Source organism: Klebsiella sp. PK18 (genome assembly GCF_057784655.1).
In genome coordinates this window covers 461,605-479,395 of the sequence record NZ_CM173493.1, presented here as the reverse complement: position 1 = coordinate 479,395, position 17,791 = coordinate 461,605, and the positions used below count along the sequence as shown (strand labels likewise).

At 53.6% G+C, this 17,791-nt stretch carries 12 protein-coding genes, 1 tRNA gene and 4 rRNA genes; 9 read left to right on the top strand and 8 right to left on the bottom strand.

Annotated features, from left to right (window positions below; translation table 11 throughout):
• Positions 1-64: 64 nt before the first annotated feature.
• From AC3EMD_RS02340 to fis, 5 genes are all read left to right on the top strand, one after another.
• Complete coding sequence (locus tag AC3EMD_RS02340) at positions 65-307, top strand: YhdT family protein (RefSeq protein ID WP_012540445.1); 243 nt, start codon at positions 65-67, stop codon at positions 305-307.
• Positions 297-1,748, top strand: a complete 1,452-nt coding sequence (gene panF, locus AC3EMD_RS02335) for a sodium/pantothenate symporter (protein WP_012540444.1) — start codon at positions 297-299, stop codon at positions 1,746-1,748. Before AC3EMD_RS02340 ends, panF begins: the two co-directional genes overlap by 11 nt.
• 11 nt (positions 1,749-1,759) lie before the next feature.
• Positions 1,760-2,641: a 50S ribosomal protein L11 methyltransferase gene (gene prmA, locus AC3EMD_RS02330; RefSeq protein ID WP_131000216.1), complete on the top strand. Its 882-nt coding sequence runs from the start codon at positions 1,760-1,762 to the stop codon at positions 2,639-2,641.
• Positions 2,642-2,998: 357 nt separating this feature from the next.
• Entirely contained in the window at positions 2,999-3,964 is a 966-nt protein-coding gene (gene dusB, locus AC3EMD_RS02325) for a tRNA dihydrouridine synthase DusB (RefSeq protein WP_008806700.1), read from the top strand.
• 24 nt (positions 3,965-3,988) lie between these two features.
• Entirely contained in the window at positions 3,989-4,285 is a 297-nt protein-coding gene (gene fis, locus AC3EMD_RS02320) for a DNA-binding transcriptional regulator Fis (protein WP_000462905.1), read from the top strand.
• Positions 4,286-4,369: 84 nt separating this feature from the next.
• Here the strand turns inward: fis and envR are convergent, their stop codons facing one another.
• Positions 4,370-5,023 (bottom strand): acrEF/envCD operon transcriptional regulator, encoded by a 654-nt coding sequence (gene envR, locus AC3EMD_RS02315; RefSeq protein ID WP_008806701.1) that lies wholly within the window; start codon positions 5,021-5,023, stop codon positions 4,370-4,372.
• A 378-nt stretch (positions 5,024-5,401) separates the two neighbouring features.
• Here envR and AC3EMD_RS02310 point away from each other — a divergent pair, with 378 nt between their 5' ends.
• From AC3EMD_RS02310 to AC3EMD_RS02300, 3 genes are all read left to right on the top strand, one after another.
• On the top strand, positions 5,402-6,541 hold the full coding sequence (locus AC3EMD_RS02310) for an efflux RND transporter periplasmic adaptor subunit (protein WP_008806702.1): 1,140 nt from the start codon (positions 5,402-5,404) through the stop codon (positions 6,539-6,541).
• 12 nt (positions 6,542-6,553) lie between these two features.
• Positions 6,554-9,664: an efflux RND transporter permease subunit gene (locus tag AC3EMD_RS02305; protein ID WP_060619395.1), complete on the top strand. Its 3,111-nt coding sequence runs from the start codon at positions 6,554-6,556 to the stop codon at positions 9,662-9,664.
• Between the two features lie 277 nt (positions 9,665-9,941).
• Complete coding sequence (locus AC3EMD_RS02300; RefSeq protein ID WP_023298285.1) at positions 9,942-10,163, top strand: hypothetical protein; 222 nt, start codon at positions 9,942-9,944, stop codon at positions 10,161-10,163.
• A 454-nt stretch (positions 10,164-10,617) separates the two neighbouring features.
• Here the strand turns inward: AC3EMD_RS02300 and rrf (AC3EMD_RS02295) are convergent.
• The 5 genes from rrf (AC3EMD_RS02295) to AC3EMD_RS02275 form a co-directional block, all read right to left on the bottom strand.
• Positions 10,618-10,733, bottom strand: a 5S ribosomal RNA gene (rrf, locus tag AC3EMD_RS02295).
• A 38-nt stretch (positions 10,734-10,771) separates the two neighbouring features.
• A tRNA-Thr gene (locus AC3EMD_RS02290) sits at positions 10,772-10,847 on the bottom strand.
• A 14-nt stretch (positions 10,848-10,861) separates the two neighbouring features.
• Positions 10,862-10,977, bottom strand: a 5S ribosomal RNA gene (gene rrf, locus AC3EMD_RS02285).
• A 96-nt stretch (positions 10,978-11,073) separates the two neighbouring features.
• A 23S ribosomal RNA gene (locus AC3EMD_RS02280) occupies positions 11,074-13,977 on the bottom strand.
• A gap of 198 nt (positions 13,978-14,175) precedes the next feature.
• Positions 14,176-15,715 (bottom strand): 16S ribosomal RNA (locus AC3EMD_RS02275).
• The 16S, 23S and 5S rRNA genes sit together here with 1 tRNA gene alongside, the layout of an rRNA operon.
• A gap of 470 nt (positions 15,716-16,185) precedes the next feature.
• Here AC3EMD_RS02275 and AC3EMD_RS02270 point away from each other — a divergent pair.
• Complete coding sequence (locus tag AC3EMD_RS02270; protein ID WP_008807065.1) at positions 16,186-16,740, top strand: gamma carbonic anhydrase family protein; 555 nt, start codon at positions 16,186-16,188, stop codon at positions 16,738-16,740.
• On the opposite strand, the gene AC3EMD_RS02265 is transcribed toward AC3EMD_RS02270, so the two are convergent.
• Both AC3EMD_RS02265 and aroE read right to left on the bottom strand, forming a co-directional pair.
• On the bottom strand, positions 16,716-16,973 hold the full coding sequence (locus AC3EMD_RS02265; RefSeq protein WP_012967156.1) for a DUF1488 family protein: 258 nt from the start codon (positions 16,971-16,973) through the stop codon (positions 16,716-16,718). The two genes, AC3EMD_RS02270 and AC3EMD_RS02265, sit on opposite strands and share 25 nt — an antisense overlap.
• Positions 16,970-17,788 (bottom strand): shikimate dehydrogenase, encoded by an 819-nt coding sequence (aroE, locus tag AC3EMD_RS02260; RefSeq protein ID WP_008807063.1) that lies wholly within the window; start codon positions 17,786-17,788, stop codon positions 16,970-16,972. The genes AC3EMD_RS02265 and aroE overlap by 4 nt, the downstream gene beginning before the upstream one ends.
• Positions 17,789-17,791 lie beyond the last annotated feature (3 nt).

Sequence of the window (17,791 nt, the reverse complement as noted above, 5' to 3'; positions counted from 1 at the left end):
TTCTCTCCCCTCGACTTTTCCATGCGGTACAATCCCCGCTTTCTTCATCCTCAAGGGACAAAAAATGGACAAACGCTTTGTTCAGGCCCATAAAGAAGCGCGCTGGGCGCTGTGGCTGACCCTTCTCTATCTTGCCGCCTGGCTGGCGGCGGCCTATCTGCCGGGCGTCAGTATCGGTTTTACCGGCCTGCCGCACTGGTTTGAAATGGCCTGCCTGCTGGTGCCGCTGCTGTTTATACTGCTGTGCTGGGCGATGGTGCGCTTTATCTTCCGTGATATCTCCCTGGAGGATAACGATGCAGCTTGAGATTATCGTGGTGCTGATCGCTTATCTGTTTGTTGTCTTCGGACTGTCGATTTACGCGATGCGTAAACGCAGCACCGGGAACTTCCTTAGCGAGTATTTCCTCGGCAGTCGATCGATGGGGGGGTTTGTATTAGCCATGACCCTCACCGCCACCTATATTAGCGCCAGCTCGTTTATCGGCGGCCCCGGCGCCGCCTATAAATATGGGCTGGGTTGGGTACTGCTGGCGATGATCCAGGTACCGACGATCTGGCTCTCTCTCGGGATCCTCGGCAAGAAGTTCGCGATCCTGGCGCGACGCTACAATGCTATTACCCTTAACGATATGCTGCAGGCGCGCTACCAAAGCCGCGCGGTGGTATGGATTGCCAGCGTCAGCCTGCTGGTGGCCTTTGTCGGGGCCATCGCGGTGCAGTTTATTGGCGGCGCGCGCCTGCTGGAAACCGCTGCCGGGATCAAGTACGAAACCGGTCTGCTGATCTTTGGGATCACCATCGCGCTGTATACCGCTTTCGGCGGCTTCCGCGCCAGCGTACTCAACGATACGATGCAGGGAATGGTGATGTTGATCGGGACGATCGTCCTGCTGGTTGGTGTCGTCCATGCTGCCGGCGGCCTGCATCAGGCGGTGGACACACTGCAGCGGATCGACCCACAGCTGGTGTCGCCGCACGGTGCGGATGATATCCTGTCCCCCACCTTTATGACCTCGTTCTGGGTGCTGGTTTGCTTCGGCGTTATCGGCCTGCCGCATACCGCCGTACGCTGTATCTCCTATAAAGACAGCAAAGCCGTGCACCGTGGGATTGTCATTGGCACGATCGTCGTGGCGATTCTGATGTTTGGCATGCATCTCGCCGGCGCTCTTGGCCGCGCCGTCCTGCCGGGCCTCACCGTGCCCGATCTGGTGATCCCGACGTTGATGGTCCAGGTGCTGCCGCCGTGGGCTGCAGGACTGTTCTTAGCCGCGCCGATGGCCGCGATTATGTCGAACGTGAACGCCCATTTACTGCAGGCATCGGCTACGATCATTAAAGATCTGTGGCTCAGCGCGCAGCCAACAAAAAAACGCAATGAGCAGAAGCTCAAGCGGATCTCAACGATCGCCACCTTAGTGCTGGGTATATTAATGATGCTGGCCGCCTGGCGGCCGCCGGAAATGATTATCTGGCTCAATCTGCTGGCCTTCGGCGGCCTGGAAGCGGTGTTTTTATGGCCGTTGGTGCTGGGCCTTTACTGGGAGCGGGCAAACGCTGCCGGGGCGCTCAGCGCGATGTTGGTGGGCGGCGTGCTGTATGCCGTGCTCGCGACGTTTCATATTCAGTTCCTGGGCTTCCATCCTATCGTGCCCTCGCTACTGCTAAGTTTGTTGGCTTTTGTCGTCGGGAACCGTTTCGGCCAACCCGTCCCGCCAGCCCCTGTGATGACTACTGATAAATAAAGAGTTTTGCTATGCCATGGATCCAACTGAAACTAAATACTACCGGCGCGAACGCAGAAGATCTTAGCGATGCGCTGATGGAGGCCGGATCGGTCTCCATCACCTTCCAGGATACGCACGATACGCCGGTATTTGAGCCGTTGCCCGGGGAAACCCGGCTGTGGGGCGATACCGACGTGATCGGCCTGTTCGATGCCGAAACCGATATGAAAGCGGTCGTTGCCCAACTGGAGCAGCATCCGCTGCTCGGCGCCGGCTTTGCGCATAAAATTGAACAGCTGGAAGATAAAGACTGGGAGCGCGAGTGGATGGATAACTTCCACCCGATGCGTTTCGGTGAGCGCCTGTGGATTTGTCCGAGCTGGCGCGATGTCCCCGATGAGAACGCGGTCAACGTGATGCTTGATCCGGGACTGGCTTTTGGTACCGGCACTCATCCCACTACCGCCATGTGTCTGCAGTGGCTCGACGGCCTCGACCTGCAGGGCAAAACCGTTATCGATTTTGGCTGCGGTTCCGGCATCCTGGCGATCGCCGCCCTGAAACTGGGTGCCGCTAAAGCGATCGGGATTGATATCGACCCACAGGCCATCCAGGCCAGCCGTGATAACGCCCAGCGTAACGGCGTCTCCGAGCGTCTTGAACTGTATCTGCCGCAGGATCAGCCAGAAGCCATGAAAGCCGATATCGTGGTCGCAAACATCCTCGCGGGCCCGTTACGTGAGCTGGCCCCATTAATCAGCGTCCTGCCGGTTACAGGCGGCCTGCTGGGCCTTTCCGGCATTCTGGCAAGCCAGGCGGAAAGCGTCTGCGAAGCCTACGCCCCGCTCTTCACCCTCGACCCGGTGGTGGAGAAAGAGGAGTGGTGCCGGATCACCGGCCGGAAAAACTAAGCACAATGCGGCCTGCGGGCCGCATTTTTGTTTCCAGTAGCCACCAAATAATGCCTGGAAATGAGAGGCAGATCGCACTACAGAGTACTTTTTTGGCTACAAAAACAGCGTTTTATGCCGTCAGGTAGCGAGTTTATCTAAGAAAAATCGAGAAGTTTTACGATTTTATAAATGGACACAAATTACCCATCATCAATTAAAGTAATGATTAATATAAGTATTTATTCATCGCTTTTACGCTAGTCCCGGATTCATTGATCTGCAACAGAGGATTGCTCAAAGTTTGGCCTTTCATCTCGTGCAAAAAATGCGTAATATACGCCGCCTTGCAGTCACAGTATGGTCATTTCTTAACTCATGCGCATCGGACACCACCAGCTCAGAAATCGCCTGATCGCAGCGCCCATGGCTGGCATTACTGACAGACCATTCCGGACGCTGTGCTATGAGATGGGAGCGGGTTTAACCGTTTCCGAGATGATGTCCTCTAATCCACAGGTGTGGGAGAGCGACAAGTCCCGTTTACGGATGGTGCATATTGATGAGCCCGGTATTCGTACCGTGCAAATCGCCGGTAGCGTACCGGAAGAGATGGCTGCAGCCGCGCGGATTAACGTGGAAAGTGGCGCCCAGATTATAGATATCAATATGGGATGCCCGGCGAAAAAGGTGAATCGCAAGCTTGCAGGTTCAGCCCTCTTGCAGTACCCCGAGCAGGTGAAGTCAATCCTGACGGCGGTCGTCAACGCGGTGGACGTTCCTGTGACTCTCAAGATTCGCACCGGTTGGGAACCGGAACACCGTAACTGCGTAGAGATTGCCCAACTGGCCGAAGAGTGTGGCATTCAGGCTCTGACTATTCACGGACGCACCCGCGCCTGCTTGTTTAACGGAGACGCTGAGTACGACAGTATTCGGGCAGTTAAGCAGAAAGTTTCCATTCCGATTATCGCGAATGGTGACATTACTGACCCGCTTAAAGCCAGAGCTGTGCTCGACTATACAGGGGCTGATGCCCTGATGATAGGCCGTGCAGCTCAGGGAAGACCCTGGATCTTTCGGGAAATCCAGCATTATCTGGACACTGGAGAGCTGCTGCCCCCGCTGCCACTGGCAGAGGTTAAGCGCTTGCTTTGTGCGCACGTTCGGGAATTGCATGACTTTTACGGTCAGGCAAAAGGGTACCGAATCGCGCGTAAACACGTCTCCTGGTATCTTCAGGAACATGCTCCAGATGACCAGTTTCGGCGCACATTCAACGCCATTGAGGATGCCAGCGAACAGCTGGAGGCGTTGGAGGCATACTTCGAAAATTTTGCGTAATAGAAATAAAGAGCTGACAGAACTATGTTCGAACAACGCGTAAATTCTGACGTACTGACCGTTTCTACCGTTAACTCTCAGGATCAGGTAACTCAAAAACCCCTGCGTGACTCGGTTAAACAGGCACTGAAGAACTATTTTGCTCAACTGAACGGTCAGGATGTGAATGACCTGTATGAGCTGGTACTGGCTGAAGTTGAACAGCCCCTGTTGGACATGGTGATGCAATACACCCGTGGTAACCAGACCCGCGCAGCCCTGATGATGGGCATCAACCGCGGTACACTGCGTAAAAAACTGAAAAAATACGGCATGAACTGATACTAGTCAGTTGCTTGCTTGATATAAAAGGCGCTCTTCGGCATGGGGAAGCGCCTTTTTTATTATCTGCGCCGACAGAACACATTACTGATTCACTACCCGCAGTACAGGCTCCTGCGATAAACGAGCAGCACAGACCACCGCCATAATATTATCCACCAGCGCAGGTGCCTGCTGATACAGATCGAAGCGTTGCGGTTCAAGCAGCCAGTTTTTAATCAAGCCGGAAAAGGCGCTATGTAAAACAATTAATATCACGTCGATATTTGTTTCGGCTGGCAATATATTGTTACGCACACAGCGCTGCAGAATGCCGCCAATAACGGAATAGTTAAATCCAATGCGTTGGCGAATTTCGCTCTCCGATAACATATCGCTGGCAAACTCACAGCGTTGATAAAGGATTTGCATCAGGGCACGCTGGCGAGGATTCTCAGCAATATAGCGCAGGCCGGCAATAAATCGCTGGCGCAAATCTTTTAAGGGCTCCTGCTCATTCCTTGTCGCCAGGTTTTGCTGAATCAAATCCCTGAGCGGCGGCTGCTGCTGCCACATCTCATTAAACAACTCGGTCTTACTGGCAAAATGCCAGTATACGGCACCGCGAGTCACCCCCGCCGCATCAGCGATATCCGTCAGGGTCGTATTGGTCACCCCCCGCAGGGCGAACTGCTGGATCGCGGACTCAATCAGGAGCTGCCGCGTGCGCAGCGCCTCCTCTTTGGTTTTTCTCGCCATATAAGATCTCAGTTCCCGATTAACAGGCAATATAGATTTTTCTGAAGATCCCTTAATCTAACATTCGGTGCACAATATTATTTAGCAAAAATGCAGACAAGCTAATTCTGATGTAGAAAACCAACGAATCACCCTAATGAATATTAATAGTCAACTCATTCATTAAAACAATGTCTGTTTATTATGTTTTACAATTAAGATAAATAGTAAAAACAGATCGGCCATTTTTTTGTTTTTGCGTGCCTTGCTGATTGCTTAAAAATAAGTATCTCTTACATCCAATGGCGTTTATTTGTAGGATGGCAAACTGCTTTTTGATTCCCTCTTTCTTTCACAGATTCGCCGCCGAATTTGGCACGTAATCTATAAGGAACCGCAATGACAACTCACGCCAGAGTGACACTTTTATCCGGTTTAATTATCTCTGCCTTGTTGCTTACCGGCTGCGATAATTCGGGCAACCCGCAACCCCATGCACAGGCGCCGCAGGTGACGGTCCATGTCGTGAACAGTGCGCCGTTGTCGGTCACCACCGAACTGCCAGGCCGCACCTCTGCTTTTCGCGTGGCGGAAGTCCGCCCCCAGGTGAGCGGTATCATCCTGAAGCGTAACTTTGTTGAAGGAAGTGATGTCGAAGCAGGTCAGTCGCTTTATCAGATCGATCCGGCAACCTATCAGGCCGCCTGGAACAGCGCGAAAGGCGATGAGGCCAAGGCCGAAGCCGCAGCCGCCATCGCCCATTTGACGGTGAAACGTTACGTTCCACTGCTAGGTACCAAATATATCAGCCAGCAGGAATACGATCAGGCGGTGGCCACTGCACGCCAGGCCGACGCCGACGTCATCGCCACCAAAGCCGCCGTAGACACCGCCCGTATCAACCTGGCCTACACCAAAGTGACCTCCCCCATAAGCGGGCGCATCGGCAAATCGAGCGTCACCGAGGGCGCGCTGGTCACCAACGGTCAGTCGGATGCCCTGGCCACCGTCCAGCAGCTCGACCCCATCTATGTCGACGTGACGGAGTCCAGCAATGACTTTATGCGCCTTAAGCAGGAAAGCCTGCAGCGCGGCGGTGATACAAAAAGCGTTGAGCTGGTGATGGAGAACGGCCAGGCCTATCCGCTTAAAGGGTCGCTGCAGTTCTCTGACGTCACTGTCGATGAAAGCACGGGCTCTATCACGCTACGCGCTATCTTCCCTAACCCGCAGCATGCCCTGCTGCCGGGGATGTTCGTCCGCGCTCGCATAGACGAAGGTGTCGATCCGCAGGCCATCCTGGTGCCGCAGCAGGGAGTGACCCGCACGCCGCGGGGCGATGCCTCCGTGATGTTGGTGAATGACAAAAACCAGGTTGAAACCCGGGAAGTGGTCGCGACTCAGGCCGTTGGCGATAAATGGCTCATCACCAGCGGACTGAAGCCGGGCGATAAAGTGATTGTCAGCGGCTTACAGAAAGTCCGTCCAGGCGTCACCGTCAAAGCGGAAGCGGAGCGTGCGGCACCGGCCGCACAATAAGGATACTCAGCCATGTCTAAGTTTTTTATCCATCGACCGGTCTTCGCCTGGGTGCTGGCCATCATTATGATGATTGCCGGCGGCCTGGCCATCCTGCAGCTACCGATAGCGCAGTATCCGACGATTGCGCCCCCTGCGGTGGCGATCTCCGCCACCTACCCGGGTGCGGATGCCCAAACCGTGCAGGATACGGTCACTCAGGTTATCGAACAGAATATGAACGGTATCGACAACCTGATGTATATGTCGTCGACCAGCGACTCCGCTGGCTCGGTAACCATTACGCTCACCTTTAAGTCCGGCACCGATCCGGATATCGCCCAGGTGCAGGTGCAAAACAAACTGCAGTTGGCTACGCCGCTGCTGCCTCAGGAAGTACAACAGCAAGGGATTAGCGTCGAAAAATCCAGCAGCAGCTTCCTGCTGGTTGCTGGCTTTATCTCTGATAATCCGGCCACCACCCAGGACGATATCTCTGACTATGTCGCCTCCAACGTGAAAGACCCTATCAGCCGCCTCAACGGCGTGGGCGATGTGCAGCTGTTCGGCGCGCAATACGCCATGCGCGTCTGGCTGGACGGCAATCTGCTGAACAAATACAACCTGACGCCGGTCGACGTCATCAATGCGCTGCAGGTCCAGAACGATCAGATCGCCGCCGGCCAGCTCGGCGGTACGCCAGCGCTGAAAGGCCAGCAGCTGAACGCGTCGATCATCGCTCAGACCCGGCTTAAAGATCCGCAGGAGTTTGGCAAGGTTACACTCCGGGTCAATGCCGATGGTTCGGTCGTCCATCTGAAAGACGTCGCCCGCATTGAGCTGGGGGGAGAAAACTATAACGTCGTCGCGAGAATTAACGGTAAACCCGCCTCTGGTCTGGGTATTAAGCTTGCGACCGGCGCCAACGCGCTGGATACTGCCACCGCGATTAAAGCGAAGCTGGCCGAGCTACAGCCCTACTTCCCTCAGGGGATGAAGGTTGTCTATCCGTACGATACGACCCCTTTCGTCAAAATCTCCATCCACGAAGTGGTTAAAACGCTCTTTGAGGCAATTATCCTCGTCTTTCTTGTCATGTATCTGTTTCTGCAGAACATGCGCGCAACGCTCATTCCGACGATTGCCGTTCCTGTCGTGCTGTTGGGTACCTTTGCGGTACTGTCGATGTTTGGCTACTCCATCAACACCCTGACGATGTTTGGCATGGTGCTGGCGATAGGCCTGTTGGTCGATGACGCCATCGTGGTGGTGGAAAACGTCGAACGTGTAATGGTTGAGGAGAAGCTCTCGCCAAAAGAAGCGACGGAAAAGTCGATGTCGCAGATCCAGGGGGCGCTGGTGGGTATCGCCATGGTGCTCTCTGCGGTATTCGTCCCGATGGCCTTTTTCGGCGGCTCGACTGGCGCGATTTATCGTCAGTTTTCGATCACTATCGTCTCCGCCATGGCGCTCTCCGTGCTGGTTGCGCTGGTACTGACGCCGGCGCTCTGCGCCACGTTGTTGAAGCCAGCCTCAGCCGAACACCATGAGAAAAAAGGATTTTTCGGCTGGTTTAATGCCCGCTTTGACCAGAGCGTCAATCACTATACCAACAGCGTTAGCGGCATTCTGCGTGGAACAGGCCGTTATCTGGTGATCTACCTGGTGATAGTCGTGGGGATGGCCGTGTTGTTCATGCGTTTGCCCACGTCCTTTCTGCCCGACGAGGATCAAGGCGTCTTCCTGACCATGATCCAGCTGCCTTCCGGCGCGACCCAGGAGCGCACGCAGAAGGTGCTGGATACCGTAACCGACTACTATCTGCATAACGAGAAGGCCAATGTTGAAAGCGTCTTTACCGTTAACGGCTTCAGCTTCAGCGGCCAGGGGCAAAACTCCGGCATGGCGTTTGTCAGCCTGAAACCCTGGGAAGCGCGTAGCGGTGATGAAAACAACGTGGAGTCGATTATTAAACGGGCCACCGTGGCCTTCAGCCAGATAAAAGACGCCATGGTTTTCCCGTTCAACATGCCGGCCATTATTGAGCTGGGTACCGCCACCGGCTTCGACTTTGAGCTGATCGACCAGGGTGGGCTTGGCCATACCGCCCTGACCCAGGCGCGAAACCAACTGCTCGGCATGGTGAAACAGCATCCGGATCAGCTGGTCCGGGTACGGCCCAATGGGCTGGAAGATACGCCGCAGTTCAAACTGGATGTCGATCAGGAAAAAGCACAGGCGCTGGGCGTATCCCTCTCCGATATCAATGAAACGATATCCGCCGCGCTGGGCGGTTACTACGTCAATGATTTTATTGACCGCGGCCGCGTGAAGAAAGTGTACGTCCAGGCTGATGCCCACTTCCGTATGCTGCCGAGCGACATTAACAACATGTATGTTCGTAGCGCCAACGGCGAAATGGTTCCGTTCTCCGCCTTTGTCACTTCACGCTGGATATATGGCTCGCCACGCCTGGAGCGTTACAACGGTTTGCCATCCATGGAGATCCTCGGTGAAGCCTCGCCAGGCAAAAGTACCGGGGAAGCTATGGCGCTGATGGAACAACTGGCCAGTAAACTGCCGAGCGGCATCGGTTACGACTGGACCGGGATGTCTTACCAGGAACGGCTCTCCGGCAACCAGGCGCCTGCACTTTATGCCATCTCATTGATCGTCGTCTTCCTGTGCCTGGCGGCGCTCTATGAGAGCTGGTCGATTCCGTTCTCAGTGATGCTGGTTGTGCCATTAGGGGTTATCGGCGCATTATTAGCAGCTTCGCTTAGAGGGTTGAATAATGACGTTTATTTCCAAGTTGGCCTGTTAACGACTATTGGTTTATCTGCGAAGAACGCTATTCTTATTGTCGAGTTCGCTAAAGATCTTATGGATAAAGAAGGGAAAGGCATTATTGAGGCGACCCTGGAAGCATCTCGTATGCGTCTACGCCCTATATTAATGACTTCACTAGCCTTTATTCTAGGGGTCATGCCGCTGGTGATTAGCCATGGTGCCGGTAGCGGGGCTCAGAATGCAGTGGGCACCGGTGTGATGGGCGGGATGCTTACCGCGACACTGCTGGCGATCTTCTTTGTTCCGGTGTTCTTCGTGGTCGTTAGGCGACGCTTTACCCGGCACGCTGAATAATCGACTATAATTATCAAGGCGTCACGCGGCGCCTTTTTTTATATCTATCAGAACAACAAGTTAGTAGACATATTAATTTTTTATCCCCGACTAACGCATTGGAAAATCCCTTCCTGCATATTCTCTTCATTATTTCTCATTTCTCTTCACGATATTTACACTGCTCATAATTTGAGATTATTTCCCCTTCCAGGCCTGTGTCATTGCGGTGGTAAAATAAGCTATTCCGTTATGTGTCAACAACGTTGACAGCAAACGGTTATTTAGAGGTAATACCATGAATAAATTAATATTAGTGACATTGTTAGCAACGTTGCTTGCTGGCTGTGCCCATGATTCCCCGTGCGTGCCTGTCTATGACTCGCAGGGCCGACTGGTGCATACCAATACCTGTGTAAAAGGCACAACACAGGACAACTGGGAAACGGCTGGTGCGATCGCTGGTGGGGCCGCAGCGGTTGCCGGTCTCACGTTAGGTATCGTGGCGCTGACTCGTTAGCAACTCCGCTCCACAAATGCTCAGCCTGGAGGCGTTCCCTTCGGCTCAGTCGCCAGAAAGACAAAAGGCCCAGTCACACGACTGGGCCTTTCATTTACGTTGATATGACCGCTGCTTTCCCCAGAGGCGGTGCTGCGCACCTTTTCCGGGCTACAGGTCGTGCAGGGCGGGTGCGAATCCGTAGCCCCGGTAAGCGCAGCGCCACCGGGGGAGCTGGCGGCGCGTCTGGCCGCAAAAAACAAAAAAGCCCGGTCTTCCGCTGAGCCTTTCGTTTTATTTGATGCCTGGGAATGATGGCGGGCGTCCTGCCCGCTACCCTCCGGCCGTTGCTGCGCAACGTTCAAATCCGCTCCCGGCGGATTTGTCCTGCTCCGGAGAGCGCTCATCGGCAAACAACAGATATAACAAAAACAAAAGGCCCAGTCTTTCGACTGGGCCTTTTGTTTTATTTGATGCCTGGCGATTCCCTACTCTCACATGGGGAGACCCCACACTACCATCGGCGCTACGACGTTTCACTTCTGAGTTCGGCATGGGGTCAGGTGGGACCGCCGCGCTATTGTCGCCAGGCAAATTCTTTACAACGTGCCGAACTTTAACCTAAAAAGTGGTGCTGATACCCAGAGTCGAACTGGGGACCTCACCCTTACCAAGGGTGCGCTCTACCAACTGAGCCATATCAGCACGCTAAATTTGATGCCTGGCAGTTCCCTACTCTCACATGGGGAGACCCCACACTACCATCGGCGCTACGGCGTTTCACTTCTGAGTTCGGCATGGGGTCAGGTGGGACCACCGCGCTGTCGCCGCCAGGCAAATTCTGTTTTCAACACGTCCTGCGGACGCATCGATTAATCTGTATCACGCTGAAAATCTTCTCTCAAATCCGCCAAAACAGCTTCGGCGTTGTAAGGTTAAGCCTCACGGTTCATTAGTACCGGTTAGCTCAACGCATCGCTGCGCTTACACACCCGGCCTATCAACGTCGTCGTCTTCAACGTTCCTTCAGGAGACTTATAGTCTCAGGGAGAACTCATCTCGGGGCAAGTTTCGTGCTTAGATGCTTTCAGCACTTATCTCTTCCGCATTTAGCTACCGGGCAGTGCCATTGGCATGACAACCCGAACACCAGTGATGCGTCCACTCCGGTCCTCTCGTACTAGGAGCAGCCCCCCTCAATTCTCCAGCGCCCACGGCAGATAGGGACCGAACTGTCTCACGACGTTCTAAACCCAGCTCGCGTACCACTTTAAATGGCGAACAGCCATACCCTTGGGACCTACTTCAGCCCCAGGATGTGATGAGCCGACATCGAGGTGCCAAACACCGCCGTCGATATGAACTCTTGGGCGGTATCAGCCTGTTATCCCCGGAGTACCTTTTATCCGTTGAGCGATGGCCCTTCCATTCAGAACCACCGGATCACTATGACCTGCTTTCGCACCTGCTCGCGCCGTCACGCTCGCAGTCAAGCTAGCTTATGCCATTGCACTAACCTCCTGATGTCCGACCAGGATTAGCTAACCTTCGTGCTCCTCCGTTACTCTTTGGGAGGAGACCGCCCCAGTCAAACTACCCACCAGACACTGTCCGCAACCCCGGTCAGGGGCCTACGTTAGAACATCAAACATTAAAGGGTGGTATTTCAAGGTTGGCTCCACGCAGACTGGCGTCCACGCTTCAAAGCCTCCCACCTATCCTACACATCAAGGCTCAATGTTCAGTGTCAAGCTATAGTAAAGGTTCACGGGGTCTTTCCGTCTTGCCGCGGGTACACTGCATCTTCACAGCGAGTTCAATTTCACTGAGTCTCGGGTGGAGACAGCCTGGCCATCATTACGCCATTCGTGCAGGTCGGAACTTACCCGACAAGGAATTTCGCTACCTTAGGACCGTTATAGTTACGGCCGCCGTTTACCGGGGCTTCGATCAAGAGCTTCTCCTTACGGATAACCCCATCAATTAACCTTCCGGCACCGGGCAGGCGTCACACCGTATACGTCCACTTTCGTGTTTGCACAGTGCTGTGTTTTTAATAAACAGTTGCAGCCAGCTGGTATCTTCGACTGGTCTCAGCTCCGTCCGCAGGGACTTCACCTACACACCAGCGTGCCTTCTCCCGAAGTTACGGCACCATTTTGCCTAGTTCCTTCACCCGAGTTCTCTCAAGCGCCTTGGTATTCTCTACCTGACCACCTGTGTCGGTTTGGGGTACGATTTAATGTTACCTGATGCTTAGAGGCTTTTCCTGGAAGCAGGGCATTTGTTACTTCAGCACCGTAGTGCCTCGTCATCACACCTCAGCGTTAAAAGGTACCGGATTTACCTGGAACCTCCGCCTACATGCTTAAACCGGGACAACCGTCGCCCGGCTAACATAGCCTTCTCCGTCCCCCCTTCGCAGTAACACCAAGTACAGGAATATTAACCTGTTTCCCATCGACTACGCCTTTCGGCCTCGCCTTAGGGGTCGACTCACCCTGCCCCGATTAACGTTGGACAGGAACCCTTGGTCTTCCGGCGAGCGGGCTTTTCACCCGCTTTATCGTTACTTATGTCAGCATTCGCACTTCTGATACCTCCAGCAACCCTCACAGGCCACCTTCGCAGGCTTACAGAACGCTCCCCTACCCAACAACACATAGTGTCGCTGCCGCAGCTTCGGTGCATGGTTTAGCCCCGTTACATCTTCCGCGCAGGCCGACTCGACCAGTGAGCTATTACGCTTTCTTTAAATGATGGCTGCTTCTAAGCCAACATCCTGGCTGTCTGTGCCTTCCCACATCGTTTCCCACTTAACCATGACTTTGGGACCTTAGCTGGCGGTCTGGGTTGTTTCCCTCTTCACGACGGACGTTAGCACCCGCCGTGTGTCTCCCGTGATAACATTCTTCGGTATTCGTAGTTTGCATCGGGTTGGTAAGTCGGGATGACCCCCTAGCCGAAACAGTGCTCTACCCCCGAAGATGAATTCACGAGGCGCTACCTAAATAGCTTTCGGGGAGAACCAGCTATCTCCCGGTTTGATTGGCCTTTCACCCCCAGCCACAAGTCATCCGCTAATTTTTCAACATTAGTCGGTTCGGTCCTCCAGTTAGTGTTACCCAACCTTCAACCTGCCCATGGCTAGATCACCGGGTTTCGGGTCTATACCCTGCAACTTAACGCCCAGTTAAGACTCGGTTTCCCTGCGGCTCCCCTATACGGTTAACCTTGCTACAGAATATAAGTCGCTGACCCATTATACAAAAGGTACGCAGTCACACCCGAAGGTGCTCCCACTGCTTGTACGTACACGGTTTCAGGTTCTTTTTCACTCCCCTCGCCGGGGTTCTTTTCGCCTTTCCCTCACGGTACTGGTTCACTATCGGTCAGTCAGGAGTATTTAGCCTTGGAGGATGGTCCCCCCATATTCAGACAGGATACCACGTGTCCCGCCCTACTCTTCGAGTTCACAGCCTGTGCATTTTGGTGTACGGGACTATCACCCTGTACCGTCGGACTTTCCAGACCGTTCCACTAACACACAAGCTGATTCAGACTCTGGGCTGCTCCCCGTTCGCTCGCCGCTACTGGGGGAATCTCGGTTGATTTCTTTTCCTCGGGGTACTTAGATGTTTCAGTTCCCCCGGTTCGCCTCGTTAACCTATGTATTCAGTTAACGATAGTGCAACGAATTGCACTGGGTTTCCCCATTCGGACATCGCCGGCTGTAACGGTTCATATCACCTTACCGACGCTTTTCGCAGATTAGCACGTCCTTCATCGCCTCTGACTGCCAGGGCATCCACCGTGTACGCTTAGTCGCTTAACCTCACAACCCGAAGATGTTTCACTTCTGATTGCGAAAATTTGAGAGACTCGAACACACTTAAACAGTGTGTCGTTTCAATTTTCAGCTTGATCCAGATTTTTAAAGAGCAAAATTTCACAATGCACTTCGCAGTACATTTTGAAATTTATCATTTATCAAACAATCTGTGTGGACACTACAAAGGCAGGTTCTTTAAGGTAAGGAGGTGATCCAACCGCAGGTTCCCCTACGGTTACCTTGTTACGACTTCACCCCAGTCATGAATCACAAAGTGGTAAGCGCCCTCCCGAAGGTTAAGCTACCTACTTCTTTTGCAACCCACTCCCATGGTGTGACGGGCGGTGTGTACAAGGCCCGGGAACGTATTCACCGTAGCATTCTGATCTACGATTACTAGCGATTCCGACTTCATGGAGTCGAGTTGCAGACTCCAATCCGGACTACGACATACTTTATGAGGTCCGCTTGCTCTCGCGAGGTCGCTTCTCTTTGTATATGCCATTGTAGCACGTGTGTAGCCCTGGTCGTAAGGGCCATGATGACTTGACGTCATCCCCACCTTCCTCCAGTTTATCACTGGCAGTCTCCTTTGAGTTCCCGGCCTAACCGCTGGCAACAAAGGATAAGGGTTGCGCTCGTTGCGGGACTTAACCCAACATTTCACAACACGAGCTGACGACAGCCATGCAGCACCTGTCTCACAGTTCCCGAAGGCACCAATCCATCTCTGGAAAGTTCTGTGGATGTCAAGACCAGGTAAGGTTCTTCGCGTTGCATCGAATTAAACCACATGCTCCACCGCTTGTGCGGGCCCCCGTCAATTCATTTGAGTTTTAACCTTGCGGCCGTACTCCCCAGGCGGTCGATTTAACGCGTTAGCTCCGGAAGCCACGCCTCAAGGGCACAACCTCCAAATCGACATCGTTTACAGCGTGGACTACCAGGGTATCTAATCCTGTTTGCTCCCCACGCTTTCGCACCTGAGCGTCAGTCTTTGTCCAGGGGGCCGCCTTCGCCACCGGTATTCCTCCAGATCTCTACGCATTTCACCGCTACACCTGGAATTCTACCCCCCTCTACAAGACTCTAGCCTGCCAGTTTCGAATGCAGTTCCCAGGTTGAGCCCGGGGATTTCACATCCGACTTGACAGACCGCCTGCGTGCGCTTTACGCCCAGTAATTCCGATTAACGCTTGCACCCTCCGTATTACCGCGGCTGCTGGCACGGAGTTAGCCGGTGCTTCTTCTGCGGGTAACGTCAATCGATGAGGTTATTAACCTCACCGCCTTCCTCCCCGCTGAAAGTGCTTTACAACCCGAAGGCCTTCTTCACACACGCGGCATGGCTGCATCAGGCTTGCGCCCATTGTGCAATATTCCCCACTGCTGCCTCCCGTAGGAGTCTGGACCGTGTCTCAGTTCCAGTGTGGCTGGTCATCCTCTCAGACCAGCTAGGGATCGTCGCCTAGGTGAGCCGTTACCCCACCTACCAGCTAATCCCATCTGGGCACATCTGATGGCATGAGGCCCGAAGGTCCCCCACTTTGGTCTTGCGACGTTATGCGGTATTAGCTACCGTTTCCAGTAGTTATCCCCCTCCATCAGGCAGTTTCCCAGACATTACTCACCCGTCCGCCGCTCGTCACCCGAGAGCAAGCTCTCTGTGCTACCGCTCGACTTGCATGTGTTAGGCCTGCCGCCAGCGTTCAATCTGAGCCATGATCAAACTCTTCAATTTAAGTTTGATGCTCGTGAATTAAACTTCGTAATGAATTACGCATGTTCACTCAGAGACTTGGTATTCATTTTTCGTCCGAGGACGTTAAGAATCCATGTCACTTTGAGTGCCCACACAGATTGTCTGATAAATTGTTAAAGAGCAGTTGCGACGCGCTTTAGCGCTCTGTCGCGAGGTGGCGTATATTACGCTTTCCTCTTTCAGAGTCAACCCGTTTTTCAGGATTTTTCTCTTCAACCGAACCGGCTGTTTGTGTGAAGTGATTCACATCTGCCGTGTCAGTGGGAGCGCATTATAGGGATCCCATTTTTTTGCACAAGCCTTTTTTCGATCTTTTTTTCTGAATGGTGATTTTTCACCCTTTTCGTCGCGTAATTGCACGATTTGCTCAATTTTCACCGTTTTCAGGGGTTGCACAGGGAGATAAAAGCCACCAAAGTCTTCTTACATTCCGGTATTTTGAGGTCTATATGTCTGCTCAGCTGCGCCCCTATAAAGCATTTTTCCCACAAATCGGTCTTCGCGTCATGATTGACGCATCCAGCGTTGTCATCGGTGATGTCAGAATTGCCGATGATGTCAGCGTCTGGCCTCTGGTGGCCATTCGCGGCGACGTCAACTATGTATCGATAGGTCAACGCAGCAATATTCAGGACGGTAGCGTTCTCCATGTGACCCATAAGTCCTCTTATAAGCCGGAGGGAAATCCGCTGATCATTGGTGAGGATGTAACTGTTGGTCATAAAGTGATGCTGCACGGCTGCACTATCGGCAACCGCGTGCTGGTTGGTATGGGTTCGATCTTATTAGATGGTGTCGTCGTTGGCGATGACGTCATGATTGGTGCAGGCAGTTTGGTACCGCAGAACAAACAACTGGAAAGCGGCTACCTTTACTTTGGCAATCCGGTCAAACAGATCCGCCCCCTGACGGAGACGGAACGGGAAGGACTGAAGTATTCAGCAAATAACTATGTGAAATGGAAAAATGAATACCTGGATCAGGATAACCAGATCCAGCCCTGAGCATCTTCCTGACCATCGCGGATCAATGCTTCCACCTCTTCCTCTAGATCCCAACGATGTTCCTGGAAGGCGGCCAGCCACTGCGCTGGCCCCTCTGCGCTAAAACGCTGCTGCAGGCTCTGCCCTGAAATTGCGCAGGTTAATTGCATCCCATTGACCAGCACAGGAAAAACCACACCCTGCCGTTCGGCATCCCATGATTCCCGGTCAGGAAACTGAATCGCCTGATTCATGCATTCAGTTCCTGCTGCAGCGTTTCGATGACCGGAGCGATAGCCGGCAGGACGCCGTGCCATAGCAGAACAGCATGGGCGGCTTGCGCCACCAGCATTCCCAGCCCATCAGCACAGTGGACTGCGCCATACTGCTGGCACCAGTGAAGAAACGGTGTTGGCCCTTTCTGGTAAAACATGTCATAGCAATACACGTCAGCGTGGACAACAGATGCCGGGATAGCCGGTACATCACCGTCTATTCCACTGGACGTCGCATTGATGATCAGATCGAATGTTTCCCCGGATAAGGTATCCATCTCTCTTGCGCTGACGCTACCGGTATGGGCGAAGAGAGTGGCTAACTCATGGGCACGAGAATAGGTTCGATTCACGATCGTGACGGCACATCCCAGCGACAGAAGCGGCAAAAGAACCCCGCGTGATGCGCCACCAGCACCTACCAGCAGGATCCGCTGGCGCGGCTTAATGAACCCCAGGCGTTCCAGATCGCTCAGGAGGCCAATACCGTCGGTGTTGTCCCCCAGTAAACGGCCATCTTCCAGGCGTTTCAGGGTATTTACTGCTCCCGCCAGCGCAGCGCGTTCTGTCAGCTCGTCCGCGCGCGCAAAAGCTTCCTCTTTAAAAGGAACGGTGACGTTGGCCCCCTTTCCTCCTTCTGCAAAGAACTGATTCAGAGAAGAGACAAAATCGTCCAGCGGCGCCAGCACACGTCCATAAGGATGAGTAATCCCTAACTGGCGGGCAAACAGCTGATGAATAGAAGGCGATTTGCTGTGCGCGATCGGATTACCAAAAACGGCATAGGTTTCCATGGT